Origin of the sequence: Streptomyces sp. MK7 (assembly GCF_032658145.1) — a bacterium.
GTDB lineage: Bacteria > Actinomycetota > Actinomycetes > Streptomycetales > Streptomycetaceae > Streptomyces > Streptomyces spiralis.
Genome location: NZ_JAVACL010000006.1, coordinates 163,427 through 178,059 on the forward strand (window position 1 = coordinate 163,427; position 14,633 = coordinate 178,059).

At 73.6% G+C, this 14,633-nt stretch carries 10 protein-coding genes; 7 read left to right on the forward strand and 3 right to left on the reverse strand.

From position 1 onward, the window contains the following. Positions 1-118 precede the first annotated feature (118 nt). Positions 119-2,365 carry an MMPL family transporter gene (locus R2S09_RS10955; RefSeq protein ID WP_316740619.1) on the forward strand — a complete coding sequence of 749 codons (2,247 nt, stop codon included), beginning with the start codon at positions 119-121 and terminating at the stop codon, positions 2,363-2,365. Positions 2,366-2,450: 85 nt separating this feature from the next. Here R2S09_RS10955 and mgt read toward each other — a convergent pair whose 3' ends face one another. Then, a complete protein-coding gene (gene mgt, locus R2S09_RS10960; protein ID WP_399143936.1) occupies positions 2,451-3,653 on the reverse strand; it encodes a macrolide-inactivating glycosyltransferase in 1,203 nt (400 codons plus the stop codon). 524 nt (positions 3,654-4,177) lie between these two features. Between mgt and R2S09_RS10965 the strand changes: the two genes are divergently transcribed. Then, positions 4,178-5,041, forward strand: coding sequence for an aminoglycoside phosphotransferase family protein (locus tag R2S09_RS10965; protein WP_316740622.1), 864 nt, complete (start codon positions 4,178-4,180; stop codon positions 5,039-5,041). A gap of 33 nt (positions 5,042-5,074) precedes the next feature. Here the strand turns inward: R2S09_RS10965 and R2S09_RS10970 are convergent, their stop codons facing one another. Both R2S09_RS10970 and R2S09_RS10975 read right to left on the reverse strand, forming a co-directional pair. Beyond that, on the reverse strand, positions 5,075-5,797 hold the full coding sequence (locus R2S09_RS10970; protein WP_306184270.1) for a 3'-5' exonuclease: 723 nt from the start codon (positions 5,795-5,797) through the stop codon (positions 5,075-5,077). A gap of 102 nt (positions 5,798-5,899) precedes the next feature. Then, positions 5,900-7,138: an SAV2148 family HEPN domain-containing protein gene (locus R2S09_RS10975; RefSeq protein ID WP_306184271.1), complete on the reverse strand. Its 1,239-nt coding sequence runs from the start codon at positions 7,136-7,138 to the stop codon at positions 5,900-5,902. Positions 7,139-7,484: 346 nt separating this feature from the next. Here R2S09_RS10975 and glgX point away from each other — a divergent pair, with 346 nt between their 5' ends. The 5 genes from glgX (at position 7,485) to R2S09_RS11000 (ending at position 14,611) form a co-directional block, all read left to right on the forward strand. Beyond that, complete coding sequence (glgX, locus tag R2S09_RS10980) at positions 7,485-9,602, forward strand: glycogen debranching protein GlgX (protein ID WP_306184272.1); 2,118 nt, start codon at positions 7,485-7,487, stop codon at positions 9,600-9,602. Positions 9,603-9,815: 213 nt separating this feature from the next. Further along, positions 9,816-10,067: a hypothetical protein gene (locus tag R2S09_RS10985; RefSeq protein ID WP_316740625.1), complete on the forward strand. Its 252-nt coding sequence runs from the start codon at positions 9,816-9,818 to the stop codon at positions 10,065-10,067. A gap of 39 nt (positions 10,068-10,106) precedes the next feature. Next, positions 10,107-10,880, forward strand: coding sequence for a hypothetical protein (locus tag R2S09_RS10990; protein WP_316740627.1), 774 nt, complete (start codon positions 10,107-10,109; stop codon positions 10,878-10,880). Between the two features lie 34 nt (positions 10,881-10,914). Continuing rightward, entirely contained in the window at positions 10,915-13,281 is a 2,367-nt protein-coding gene (treY, locus tag R2S09_RS10995) for a malto-oligosyltrehalose synthase (protein WP_316740628.1), read from the forward strand. A 79-nt stretch (positions 13,282-13,360) separates the two neighbouring features. Next, positions 13,361-14,611, forward strand: coding sequence for a M14 family zinc carboxypeptidase (locus R2S09_RS11000; protein ID WP_306184275.1), 1,251 nt, complete (start codon positions 13,361-13,363; stop codon positions 14,609-14,611). Positions 14,612-14,633 lie beyond the last annotated feature (22 nt).

Consider the following 14,633-nt stretch of genomic DNA (forward strand, 5'->3'; position numbering starts at 1 on the left):
CGGTCAGCACGACGAGCTGCGCTTATGCAGCCCATACCGTCGTTGCGGAAGGTGGCGGCAGGAGGTCGCCGCCGTGCACGAGGGCCTGACGAGAGGGCCTGGAGGGGGCAAGCCCGTCATGGGGAACGGAGAGACACGGGTGCGGGGCCTCGCCGCGCGGGCCGGCGGCTGGTCCGCGCGGCACCGATGGGCGGCGGTCGGCATATGGGTGCTGTTCGTCGTGCTGGCGATGGGGCTGGGGTCGGCGGCGGGCCGGGTGGACGTCAAGGACAGCGACCAGCTCAAGGGCGAGACGCACACCGCCGCGAAGATCATCGAGGACGCGGGGATCAAGGAACCGGCGAGCGAGAGCGTCCTGGTCCAGGCGAAGGACGGCACGACCAAGGCCACCGACGCCGCCTTCCGGGCCGCCGTCGCCGACGTGGTGAAGGCGGTCGGCGCCACCGGCCGGGTCACCGACGTGACCTCGCCGTACGACACGAAGACCATCTCCCGGGACGGCCGCAGCGCGCTGGTGCAGTTCGACATGCGCGGCGAAGCGGAGACCGCGGGCGACAGGGTCGAGCCGGTGCTGAAGGCCGTCGAGGGCGTCCAGAAGGACCACTCTGCGCTGCGGATCGAGGAGATCGGCGGCGCCAGCATGAACAAGCAGTACTCGGACGCCTTCGGGGACGACTTCAAGCAGGCCGAGTACTCCGCCGTGCCGGTCGCCCTGGGCATTCTGCTGATCGCCTTCGGAGCGCTGGTGGCCGCGCTGCTGCCGGTGGCGCTGGCCGTCACGGCGATCATGGCGACGATGGGCCTGATGGGCATCGTCAGCCATCTGCAGCCGATGAGCGACACCGCCAACTCCGTGATGCTGCTGGTCGGCATGGCGGTCGGCGTCGACTACTGCCTGTTCTATCTGCGCCGGGAGCGCGAGGAGCGGGCCGCCGGGCGTGACGCCGGTACGGCGCTGCGCATCGCCGCGGCGACCAGCGGCCGGGCGATCGTCGTCTCCGGTATCACGGTGTGCGTGGCGATGGCGGGCATGCTGTTCACCGGGCTCGCCGAGTTCGAGGCGATGGGCCTGGCCTCGCTGATGGTGGTCGCGGTCGCCATGGTCGGGTCCGTCACGGTGCTGCCGGCGCTGCTGTCGCTGCTGGGCGAGCGGGTGGAGAAGGGACGTCTGCCGTTCCTGAAGCGGCGTCGCCGCGGCGGTGGCGGGGAGAGCCGGTTCTGGACGGCCGTGCTGCGGGGCGTGCTGGCAAAGCCGGTGGTCTCGGTGGTCGTGGCGGTGGGCGCGCTGCTCGCCGTGGCGGCTCCGGCGCTCGGCATGAAGACCTCGCAGCTCACGCTGGACCAGGAGTTCGGGCACTCGCTGCCCATCGTGCAGACGTACAACCGTGTCAACGACGCCTTCCCGGGCGGCTCCGAGCCGGCCCAGGTGGTCGTCAAGGCCAAGGACATCAAGGCGCCCGAGGTCAGGTCCGCGCTGGCGCGGTTCGAGGAGCAGGCCGTCAGCTCGGGCGCCTCGCGCGGCCCGGTGGACGTCAAGCTGTACGAGGACAGGAACGTCGCCGTCGTCTCCGTGCCGCTGGTCGGCGGCTCCGACTTCGACAAGGCCGGCAAGAGCCTGGAGAAGCTGCGCGACCAGGTGCGGCCCGCCACGCTCGGCAAGGTCGAGGGCGTGCAGGCGCCCATCACCGGTCAGGTCGCCGGCTCGCACGACTTCAACGACCAGCTCATCGGGTCCGTCGTCCCGGTCTTCGCCTTCGTGGTGGTCTTCGCCTTCCTGCTGATGCTGCTGTCGTTCCGCTCGCTGACCGTCGCGATCACCTCGATCCTGCTGAACCTGCTGTCGGTGGGCGCGGCCTACGGCATCCTCGTCGCCGTCTTCCAGCACGGCTGGGGTGCGTCGCTGGTGGGCGCGGAGGGCGTCGGTGCGATCGTGACCTGGCTGCCGCTGTTCCTCTTCGTGATCCTGTTCGGGCTGTCGATGGACTACCACGTGTTCGTGGTCTCCCGGATCCGCGAGGCACGGCTGCGCGGCCGGACCACGAGGGACGCCATCCAGCACGGTGTGGTCACCACGGCGGGCGTGGTCACCAGCGCCGCCGTCATCATGGTCGCCGTGTTCGCGATCTTCGGGACGCTGTCCATGCAGTCCATGAAGCAGATGGGCGTGGGGCTGGCGGCCGCGGTGCTCATCGACGCGACGGTCATCCGCGGTGTGCTGCTGCCGGCCGTGATGGCGCTGCTGGGCGAGCGCAACTGGTACCTGCCGAAGTGGCTGCACCGGCTGCCCGACCTCACCCACGACGAGACGCCGGAGGTCGTGGTCGCCTCCTCGGTGCCGGAGCAGGGTGAACGGCTGAGGGTCTGATCCGTCCCGCAGGCCGGAGGGCCCGTCGGCCAAAGGGCCCGTTGGTGTCCCTCGGGGAACCGACGGGCCCTCACTCATGCCCCGCTCATGCCCGTGCGGCCCGCAGTTCGGCCTCGATCAGGTCGGCGGCCCGGCGCGTTCCGCCCTCCTTGGACATGTCGGCTTGGATCTCCTTGAGGCGGCGGGCCACCTCGGGGTCGTCGACGAGGCCGAGCGCGGTGGCACGCAGGGTCTCGGCGGTCGCCTCCGCCATGGGCAGGTGGCGGGCCACACCGAGGTCCTGAAGGATGTCCGCGTTGCCGAACTGGTCGACGGCCTGCGGCACGGCGATCATCGGGGTGGCCGTCGCCAGCCCCTCCTGGCTGCCGCCGGCCCCGGCGTGCGTGACGAACAGGTCGGCCTTGCGCAGGATCGCCAACTGGGGCACCCAGGCCCGCACTTCGACGTTCGCCGGTACCGCACCCAGCTCCGCCGGGTCGACCTGCTTGCCGATCTGGAGCACCAGGTGCCAGCCCGGCAGCTCGCCGAAGGCCTGGACGCACTCCCGGTAAAAGGCCGGCTGATCGGTGAAGGTCGAGCCGAGCGAGACGAGCGCCACCTTCTCGGCACCGGCGGGCCGCTGCCAGTCGCCCTGCGTCGCGCGGTCGCCCTGGCAGGCGCCCACGAAGGTGTACACGGACTCGTCGACCCGGTCGGCATGGGGCTGAAGCGCCCTCGGGATCAGGACGAGCGAGCGGGCGGGGCGGCCCGCGAAGGGATCCGGGTGCTGGGTGATCCCGTTCTGGGCGAGCCAGGCCTCGAAGCGGGCGTAGTAGGCCCGGCCCCGCTCGGTCCGGCGGGGCTCCGCCCACATCGGGTCGGCGACCTCCTCCTCGTACCCCTCCCAGGCGACCAGGTTCGGTGAGAGGGAGACGGCGGGCACGCCCCAGCGGTGGGCGAGGACGCGGGCCGGGTAGGAGGTGATGTCGTGCAGGACGAGGTCCGGCTCGTCCCCGGCGTAGGCCTCGACGAGCTGGGGCAGGGCCTGGATGGCGTCGTCCAGGAACCGCTCGACGTGGTCCAGCAGCGTGCTCCCCCAGGCCGACGGGTCGTCGTCGGGCGAGGGCAGCGTGGAGTGCCACGGCTTCACCTCCGCGCCGGTCTCCGCGACCTTGTCGGCGAACACGGGCGGAATCGCGTACGTGACCCGGTGCCCGCGAGCGACAAGCTCGCGGATCACCTCCAGGCTGGGGTTCACGTGCCCGTGGGCGGCGACGGAGAACATGGCGACATGCGCGCGACTGGTCATGCCGACGACCCTAAACGAGACGAGACGTCTCGTACAAAGCAATATCCGCCCACGGCCCCCACCTGGACGGATGCGACACTGGCCGTCCACCGGCGAAACGCGAACGGCGGACACCGACGCGGAACGCCGGGCACGTACGACGAGCCCGGCACCGGGCTCACGCACCGACCACGTGCGCCGAACTCGGGCAGGGAGCACCGGCACGTGCGCCACCCACCGCCCCGGACCACGGACGTGGACCCCACCCACGCGCCACATGCGCGGCCCACCGGCCCGGGTCACGCGCACGGGCACCAGCGCGGAGGTCCGGCACGGGTACGGGCCACGGGCACGCGGACCGCGAGCAGGAACCACGGGCATGGACCCTGCTCGCGGAGCACGAGCCGTGGCACGGGCCAACGGTCCCCGGCGCGGGCCACGCGCACGGGCACCAGCCCGAGCACGGGCGCGCACGCACCACCGGTGCGGAGCCCCCGCGCGCACCACAGCAGGAATCACGGACACCGACAACGGAGGCGGACGACATGGACGAGGCGCGGGCGCGGGATGTACTGGCCGGTGCGGGGGTGCTGCCGGGGCCGGTCGGCGAGGCTCGGCTGCTCGCACTGGGGGAGAACGCGGTGTTCGCCGCCGGTGGTCTCGTCGTCAAGGTGGGTCGCGACGCCGAGCTGCTGGACCGGGCGCGGCGGGAGCTGCGGATCGCGGGGTGGCTCGCCGAGGCCGGCGTCCCCGCGGTGCGCGCCGCCGAGCCGGAGGCGCTGCTGGTGGACGGGCACCCGGTGACGATGTGGCACCGGCTCCCCGACCCCGTACGACCCGCCGAACCCCGGGACCTGGCGGAACTCCTGCGCACCGTCCACGCGCTGCCCGCCCCGGACTTCGGGCTGCCGCCCCGCGAGCTGCTGGGCGGGGTGGAGCGCTGGCTGCGGCTCGCGGGCGACGCGATCGACCCGGCGGACGCGGCGTATCTGCGCCGGCGCCGGGACGGCTTCGCCTCGGCCGCCGCCGCGCTCACCCCGCATCTGCCGCCGGGTCCGATCCACGGCGACGCGCTGCCGCGCAATGTGCACATCGGCCCCGACGGACCCGTCCTGGTCGACCTGGAGACCGTCTCCGCCGATCTGCGCGAGCACGACCTGGTGGTCATGGCCCTGTCCCGGGACCGCTACGGCCTGCCCGCCGAGGCGTACGACTCCTTCACCGCGGCCTACGGCTGGGACGTGCGGGAGTGGGAGGGCTGCCCGGTGCTGCGCGGCGCCCGCGAGACGGCGAGCTGTGCCTGGGTCGCGCAGCACGCCCCGGGCAATGCCAAGGCCCTGGCCGAGTTCGAACGCCGGGTGGCGTCCCTCAGGGACGGCGACGAGACCGTCCGCTGGTACCCCTTCTGATCGCCGCCCGGCTCAGGGTGTGTCGCCCCGCGGTCAGACCGGTTCGCCCGCCGGCTGCCGCAGGGGCCATGTCCCGTCGACCACCGCCGCCGCGTCGCCCTTGCGGCGCAGGAAGGCCTGGAAGTCGGCCGCCCAGGCGGCGTACCACTCGATCTGACGGCGGTGCAGTTCCGCCGGGCCGAGGGCCGCGACCTTGGGGTGCCGCCCGGCTATCGCCCCGGCCAGCCGGGCCGCGGCGAGCGCGTCGGCCGAGGCGTCGTGGGCGGCGTCGAGCACGATGCCGTACTCGGAGCAGACCGCCTCCAGGGTGCGCTTGCCGCGGCGGTAGCGGTCGACCTGGCGGTCGATGGTGTACGGGTCGATGACCGGGCCCGGCGCCGCGCCGCCCAGGCGGTCGCTGAGCGAGGGCAGGCCGTGGCGCCGCAGCTCGGCGGAGAGCAGCGTCAGGTCGAAGGCCGCGTTGTACGCCACGACCGGTATGCCCGCCTTCCAGTAGCCGGCCAGGACGTCCGCGACGGCGTCGGCCACCCGGTCGGCCGGGCTGCCCTCGGCGGCGGCCCGCTCGTTGCTGATCCCGTGCACCGCGACCGCGTCCGGAGGGATCTCGACGCCCGGGTCGGCCAGCCATTCCCGGTGTCCGACCGGCTCTCCCTCCCTGACCTCGATCACGGCCGCCGTGACGATGCGCGCCTCCCGCGGATCCGTCCCGGTCGTCTCCAGGTCGAAGCCGATCAGCAGCTCCCGGTGCCAGCCCATGGCGGCCCCCCTTCTCGTGGTGCTCTCCCCCAGTGGTCTTCACCTTCGCATGCGCCACTGACAATCAGAGGACCGCGTTCCGCTTTCCGCCCTGAGGGCATTTCAGGACACCGGCCGTGAATCCACCCACATGGTCTCGAATTCCTCCCGATAGGCGGCGAACAGCCCGCCCTCGTCGACCTGGTCCGACCTGACCACCTTGGTGCCGTTGCGCAGCACGAACACCGGCGCCTCCATGCCCCGGCTGCGCCGCAGATAGGACTGGACGACCCCGACGCCGTCGGAGCCGTCGCCGTCCACCAGGTAGGCCGTGACGCGCGGTGTCTCGTCGTAGACCTGGATCTCGAAGGCGCCCGGGTCGCGCAGCCGGGAGCGCACCCGGCGCATGTGCAGGATGTTCATCTCCACCGAGCGGCTCAGCTCACCCCGCTTGAGCCCGAGTTCGCGCTCACGCCGCTTGACCGCGCTGGAGGCGGGGTTGAGGAACAGCAGCCGTACCCGGCAGCCGGACTCGGCCAGGCGCACCAGACGGCGGCCGGAGAAGTTCTGCACGAGCAGGGTGAGGCCGATGCCGATGGCGTCCAGGCGGCGGGCGCCGCCGAAGATGTCCTCGGCCGGGAACTGACGCAGCAGCCGCACCCGGTCCGGGTGCACGGCGACCACGTCCGCGTACCGGTCGCCGACCAGGTCCTCCACCGCGTCCACCGGCAGCCGCCGGGCGGAGGGCACGTCGCCGCCGGTGCCGAGCACCTCCAGCAGCCGGGCGGAGGCGCGTTCGGCCTGACCCAGCACCGCCTCGGACAGCGCCCGGTTGCGGGAGACGACGTTCCGGGTCACCTCCAGCTCGTCCAGGGCGAGTTCGACGTCCCGGCGCTCGTCGAGGTAGGGCTCGAAGCAGGGCCAGTGCTGCACCATCAGCTCGCGCAGCTGGGGCAGGGTGAGAAAGCTGATCACGTTGTCGTCGGCCGGGTCGAGCAGATAGCCCTTGCGGCGGCTGACCTCGCGGACCGCGACCGCGCGCTGCACCCACTCCTGTCCGGCCGGTCCGGCGGCGGCGACCACCCAGTCGTCGCCGTGGACGGGCTCGTAGACGGGCCGCAGCACGGCGGAGACGACGGCGCGCAGCCGCTGTTCGACGAGGTTCAGCCAGATGTAGGCCCGGCCGGCGCGCTGGGCGCGGGTGCGCACCTCGCGCCAGGCGTCGGCGTCCCAGTCCAGCTCCGGCCCGATGGCGCCGGCGTCCATGGGCCGGGCCAGGGACACCGCGCCGGGCGGGACGTCTGTGGAGCGCCCCTCGTGACCCTCGTCACCAGGGGGCAGCTCCAGGCCTCCCGAGCCCACCCGTGCACCGCCTTCCGCTCCCCCGAGCACTCCCCGTCCCAACGATCAAGGAAGGGTACTCCGGGAGCGGTGCGCGGTGCAGCCGGATGGGCGGCTCCTTTCCCAACTTCCCCCACTCGTCTCTGTGTTCCAAGGGTCACAGGGGCGGCCCGAGTGAGCGGATTCATAGCACCGGCCGCCCCTGGCGGCCCCGCGGCGTCCCGGCGGCCCCGCGGCGTCCCGGCGGCCCCGGCGCGCCCCGGCGACGCACCCGGCCCGGGGGACACCCGCGGGTTTTCTCACTTTCGGGGAGACTCGGAGGCCGAGGCGCCACCGGCGGCGCCGCACACCTGAAAGAGTCGTGTCCATGCAGGTCTGGCCTGGAGAGGCGTATCCACTCGGCGCCACGTACGACGGCGCCGGAACGAACTTCGCGGTGTTCACCGAGGCCGCGGACCGAGTAGAGCTGTGTCTGCTGCACGACGACGGCTCGGAGACGGCGGTGGAACTGCGCGAGAGCGACGCGTTCGTGCGGCACGCGTACGTGCCGGGCGTCATGCCGGGGCAGCGGTACGGGTTCCGGGTGCACGGCCCCTACGCCCCGGAGCGCGGGCTGCTGTGCAACTCCGCGAAGCTGCTGCTCGACCCGTACGCGCGTGCGATCAGCGGCTCCGTCCGGTGGGGCGAGGAGGTCTACGGCTACCACTTCGACGACCCCGGCCGGCGCAACGACCTGGACTCGGCGCCGCACACCATGACATCGGTCGTGGTCAACCCGTACTTCGACTGGGGCGACGACCGGCCGCCGCGGCGCGGTTACCACGAGACGGTGATCTACGAGGCGCACGTCAAGGGCCTGACGATGCGGCACCCCGGGCTGCCCGAGGAGCTGCGCGGCACCTACGCGGCGCTCGCCCATCCGGCGTTCATCGAACATCTGACCGAGCTCGGGGTGACCGCACTCGAGCTGATGCCCGTACACCAGTTCGTCAACGACCACCGTCTGGTGGACATGGGCCTGAGCAACTACTGGGGCTACAACACGATCGGCTTCTTCGCCCCGCACAACGCCTACGCCTCCTGGGGCGACCGCGGCCAGCAGGTGCTGGAGTTCAAGTCGGCGGTACGGGCGCTGCACGAGGCGGGGATCGAGGTCATCCTCGACGTGGTCTACAACCACACCGCCGAGGGAAACCACCTGGGGCCGACGCTGTCCTTCAAGGGCATCGACAACCCGCGCTACTACCGGCTCACCGACGACAAGCGCTACTACATGGACACCACGGGCACCGGGAACTCGCTGCTCATGCGGTCCCCGCACGTGCTCCAGCTGATCATGGACTCGCTGCGCTACTGGGTCACGGAGATGCACGTCGACGGCTTCCGCTTCGACCTCGCGGCGACCCTGGCGCGGCAGTTCCACGAGGTGGACCGGCTGTCGTCGTTCTTCGACCTGGTGCAGCAGGACCCGGTCGTCTCGCAGGTCAAACTGATCGCCGAGCCGTGGGACGTGGGCGAGGGCGGCTACCAGGTCGGGAACTTCCCGCCGCTGTGGACGGAGTGGAACGGCAAGTACCGCGACACCGTCCGCGACCTGTGGCGGGGCGAGCCGCGGGCGCTGGCGGAGTTCGCCTCCCGGCTGACCGGCTCCTCCGACCTCTACCAGGACGACGGCCGCCGCCCGCTGGCCTCCATCAACTTCGTGACCTGCCACGACGGCTTCACCCTGCACGACCTGGTGTCGTACAACGACAAGCACAACCAGGCCAACGGCGAGGACAACCGGGACGGCGAGAGCCACAACCGGTCCTGGAACTGCGGTGTGGAGGGCGACACCGACGACCCCGAGGTGCTCGGGCTGCGGGCGCGGCAGATGCGCAACTTCGTCGCGACGCTGATGCTGTCCCAGGGCGTGCCCATGATCAGCCACGGCGACGAGTTCGCCCGCACCCAGCGGGGCAACAACAACGCCTACTGCCAGGACAACGAGCTGTCCTGGGTGCGCTGGCCGGAGCCCGGTGAGCCGGCCGGCGAACTGCTGGAATTCCTGCGGGCGATGGCCCGGCTGCGCAGGCGGCACCCGGTCTTCCGGCGGCGCCGCTTCTTCCACGGGCGGCCCGTGGAGGGCACCCACGACGAGCTGTCCGACATCGCCTGGTTCACCCCGGAGGGCGCGGAGATGACCCAGCAGGACTGGGACTCGGCGCGGGCCTCCGCGCTGACCGTGTTCCTCAACGGCCACGCCATCTCGGAGCCCGGCCAGCGCGGGGAGCGCATCAGCGACGACTCCTTCCTGCTGATGTTCAACGCCGCGCCGAAGCCTCTGGACTTCGTCGTCCCGGTGGACCACGGACGACAGTGGCAGGTGGTCGTCGACACGGCCCGCACCGACCCGGTGCCCCCGGGCACCGGCCGCAGGGTCCGCGCCGGGGACCGGCTCACGCTCACCGACCGCAGTCTGACGGTGCTCCAGCGGCCCGTGTAGCCGCCCGGGTGCCATGGGCCGCGTACGCCGTCGGCCGCGCCGGGGCCGCGGGCGTCGGCGAGGCGGCCGCAGACGGCGACCGCGAGCGCCTGACCGGCCACGATCGAGCTCGTCGCGTACGCCATCGCCTCGGCGAGCCGGGCCGGCGGCACCGCCCGTCCGGTCAGCCCGAAGACGGTGAGCAGGTGCGGGGCGTACGCCGCTCCGAGCACGGTGACGATCAGGTACAGGCCGGTCGGGGTGTGCGTCCGCGGCAGCGGCAGGGACAGTACGAACGCCGCCGCGGTGGCCACCCGCCGGCGTGCCCGCAGTCCGAAGCGGGCCGGGAGGGCCGCCGTCGAGAGCCCGGCGACGGCGCTCATCACCCCCATCGCGGCGTACACGAGCCCCGCATGGTCCTCCTCCCCCAGCCGCCGGGTGAACGCCGTGATGCCGGCCTGGCAGGCGCCGGACATCGCCCCCTGAAGGGCCGACGCGGCGCGCAGCGCGTCCACGCACCGGGGCATGCGCGACCGGCGCGCGGGCAGGGGGCCGCCGGCCGGACGCGGGGCGGTCGCCGCCCCCTCCTGGCCGTTGCCCGGCCGCGCGGCGGGTCGCCGCGGCCGTCGGGTGCAGGGCGAAGCCCGTGCCGCACACGCCCACCAGCAGGGCCGCCGCGCCCAGGGCGTACGCCGGACGGGCGAGGACCGAGGCGAGGCCCACCAGGGCGGGCCCGAGGACGAAGGAGATCTCGTCGAGTGTGCTCTCGAGGGACAGTGCCGCACCCACCGTGGCGTCGGGCGCCCCGGACCGGCGGGCGAGGGCGACGAGGCGGGCGCGGGCCGGCGGTCCGACCAGCGGCACCGTCGCGCCCGCGCCCGGGGCGGCGAGCAGCGGCGCGCCCGCACCCGCGAGCGCCCCGGCGACCAGTGCGGCGATCGCGCTCGCGTCGGCGAGCGAGAGGACGAGGACGACGGTCCGCCGGCCGTGCCGGTCCGCGAGCCGTCCCACCAGCGGCCCGCAGGCCACCTGCCCGAGGGCGAGCGCACCGCCGGTGAGCCCCGCGGCGGCCAGGGACCCACTCGTCCGGGCGACGAGCAGCACACTGCCGAACCGCACGGTGGCCGTGGGCAGCCGTCCCAGGAAGGACAGCACCGCAAGCCACGGCCCGGTCAGGCCGGTGACGTCACGGTAGGTCCTCAGCGTCCCGCGCCGCCCCGGTACGACCGTCGTGCGACGCCGCCCTGGTGCGGTCATCGTCCGACGCCGGCGCGCGTGCGCACGTGGACGGGCCGATGACACGAAAGCCGGCCGGGCGGGTACGTAGGTTTCCATGACACCCGAGCGCCATGAACCCGCTGTTCCCACGGCCACCTACCGGCTCCAGCTCCAGCCCGGCTTCCCGTTCGCCGCCGCCGCGGCGGCCGTACCGTACCTGGCCTCGCTCGGCGTCTCCCACCTGCACCTGTCCCCGGTCCTGGAGGCCGTCCCGGGCTCTCTGCACGGCTATGACGTCGTGGACCACGCGCGCGTGCGCGACGAACTCGGCGGCGAGGAGGGCCTGCGCGCGCTGGCGCGCACCGCGCGGGAGCACGGGCTGGGGCTGGTCGCGGACATCGTGCCGAACCACATGGCCATGGCGCCGCGCCACAACCACGCCCTGTGGGAGGTCCTGCGGGAGGGGCCGGAGTCGCCGTACGCGCGCTGGTTCGACATCGACTGGGAGGCCCAGGACGGCAAGGTGCTGCTGCCGGTGCTCGGTCACCCCGTCGGCAGGGAGCTGGACCACCTGAAGGTGGACGGCGACGTCCTGCGCTACTACGACCACGCGTTCCCGCTGCGCGAGGGCACCGGGAAGCTGCCGCTGCCGCGGCTGCTGGACGCGCAGTGGTACCGCCCGGTGTGGTGGCGGCTGGCCCGTACGGACCTCAACTACCGGCGGTTCTTCAGCATCTCGGAGCTGATCGGGGTGCGGGTGGAGGACCCGGAGGTGTTCGAGGCGACCCACGCCAAGATCCTCCAGCTGCTGCACGAGGGGGTGATCGACGGCCTGCGCGTCGACCACCCCGACGGCCTCGCCGACCCGGACGGCTATCTCGACCGGCTGCACACGGCGACCGGCGGCCGCTGGACGGTCGTGGAGAAGATCCTCTCCGACGGCGAGCACCTGCCGCCGTCCTGGCCGGTCGCGGGCACCACCGGCTACGACGCCCTGCGCCACGTCGACGGCCTGTTCACCGACCCGGCCGGGGCGGGCGAACTGCTCGGGCAGTACCGGCGCTTCGCCGCCCCGCAGACCGACCGCGGCGGGGACTGGGCGGCCACCGTGCGGCGGGCGGCGTACAACGTGATCACGCACGAGCTGGCCGCCGAGACGGAACGGCTGACCCGGGTGGCGAGCCGGGTGTGCACCGCCTCACCGGAGGTGGCGCTGCGCGACCGCGCCCCCTGGGCGCTGCGCACCGCGCTCCAGGAGCTGCTGGTCCGCCTGGAGGTGTACCGGCCGTACGCCTCCGTGGACCCGGCCACTGTGGTCACCGAGGAGGCCGCCGCCGAGGCCCGGCTCGCCTTCGTGGTGCCGGAGGAGGGCGAGGCCGTGGACGTCGTACGCGACCTGGTGCTGGGGCGGGCCGGTGACGGACCGGACCACGTGGAGTTCCGCACCCGGTTCGCGCAGGCCGCCTCCGCGCTGCGCGCCAAGTCCGTGGAGGACACCGCCTACTACCGGTACGTTCCGCTGCTGTCGGCCAACGAGGTGGGCGGCGACCCGGGGCACCCGGCCGTGTCCCCGGAGGACTTCCACGGGTACTGCGCGCGCGTGCAGCGCGACTGGCCGGCCACCGGGACGGTGGTCTCCACGCACGACACCAAGCGCAGCGCGGACGTCCGGGCGGCGCTGTCCGTGCTGACCGAGTGCCCGGGGCGCTGGGCCGAGGTGCTGACCGAGGTGACGGCCGACGGGGAGGGCGCGCCCGACGGCCAACTGGCGTGGGCGGCCTGGCAGACCGTGTTCGGGCTGGGCCCGGCGGACGGGCGGCGGGTGCGGCAGGCGCTGCTGAAGCATGTGCGCGAGGCGGGCCTGTACACGAGCTGGACGGAGCAGGAGCCGCCGTACGAGGAGGCGGTGGACCGGTTCGTCGCCGAGGGTCCGTGCGGGACGGCGGGTGAGCGGGTGGCCGCGCTGCGCGCCGCGCTGGAGCCGTACATCCGGGCGAACGTGCTGGGGACGGCCCTGGTGCACCTGACGATGCCGGGCGTGCCGGACCTGTACCAGGGCACGGAGGCCGAGTGCCGGACCCTGGTGGACCCGGACAACCGGCGGCTCGTGGACCTCCCGCCCGCCGACTCCGGCGAGAAGGGGGAGGTGACGGCGGCGGCGCTGCGGCTGCGGGCCCGCCGGCCGGAGCTCTTCGGCGCTACGGCGGCGTACGCGCCGCTGGGCGCGCAGGGCCCGGCGGCGGAGCACTGTGCGGCCTTCGTGCGCTCCGGTGGGGTGGTCACGGCCGTGACCCGGCTGTCGCTGCGGCTGGCGGAGTCGGGCGGCTGGCGCGACACGCTGCTGCCGCTGCCGGCGGGGCGGTGGGCCGATGTGCTCACGCCCGGGCGGGCGTTCGAGGGACGGGTGCCCGTGGCGGAGCTCTTCGAGCGGCTGCCGGTGGCGCTGCTGGAGCGGGCGGCGGGGCCGTCGGGGCGGGAGTGATCGCGGGGTCCGGCGTTCTTGACAGTTCCCGGAGTCCGTGGGGTACTGCGGAATGCGAGTCCGGGCGGACAAGTCGGGGGTGAGTCCACTGCCGGAGCTGCGCTATCCCAGTGTTCCCGAACTGCTCGCCTCCGCCCGGTCGCTGGCCGCGCGCCGGCCGGGCCTGTGCGAGCTGGATCAGGTCGGCGTCTCCCGCGCGGGCAGGCCGCTGCACCTGCTGTCGGTCGGTCACGCCCGGCGGGCCGTCCTGGTGGTCGCGGGCGCCCACGCCAACGAGCCGACCGGCGGCTCCACCCTCCTCGCGCTCGCCCGGCGTGTGCTGGAGGAGCGGCGGCTGCGGGCGGACACCTCCTGGCACTTCCTGCTGTGCGCCGACCCGGACGGGGCGAGCCTGCATGTGACGCCGGCCCCGCGCAGCCTCCTCGAGTACCACCTCGGGTTCTTCCGGCCCGCAGGGGCCGAGCAGCCGGAGTGGTCCCCGTCGGTGCTGCCGCCCGACCGGCTGCCGCCCGAGACGCGGACCTTGCTCCGGGTCATCGACACGCTGCGCCCCTATGTCCAGGTGACACTGCACGGCACGGATCTGGGCGGCAGCTGGGTGCAGCTGACCAGGAACGTGCCCGGGCTCGCCGAGCCGTTCGGCAAGTCGGCGGCGGAGCTGCACATACCGGTGGAGACGGGCGCCTGCGACGCCGCGGGGTGGCCCGTCTCGGGGCCCGGGGTGCGGGTGATGCCGGAGCCCGGCTCGGGTGTGGCGTATCCGAGCCTGCCGGACGACGCACGGCACAGCACCTGGTACCACGCGCACCGGTACGGCGGCATGACGGCGGTCGTGGAGGTGCCGATGTGGGCGAGCGACCTCGTCGACGATCCCGCCCCGCATCCGGCCCCGGCGGCGGCGATCCGGCGGCTGGCGGCGCGGCTGCTGCGGGACACCCGCCAGGTCGAGAAGGTGCTCGCCGACGCGCTGCCCCGGCTGGACGGCGCCGACGGGCCGCTGCTGCGGGCGGCGAAGTGGGGGCTCGGCCTGGCACCGGGGCTGGCCGCGGACTGGGTCGACACCCCGCCCGCGGACACGACGATGGCGTACGTCGGCAGCGTCGACGCGTTCGGCCGCAGGCTGCCGCTACGAGCCGCGGCCATGCTGCTCCGGGTCCTGCGCGAAACCGACGACCCCGCCGTCCCCGGCCTGGAGCACCTCGTGACGGCCTGGAGCGAGTCCTTCGCCACCCGCTTCCGCGCCCGCTGGGTCCCCCTCCCCCACCAGGTCGAACACCAGTCCCGCACGGTCCTGGCCACGGCCCACCACGCCCGCGAACTGACCATCTGACAGCCGTCGGCCCGTGGCGGTG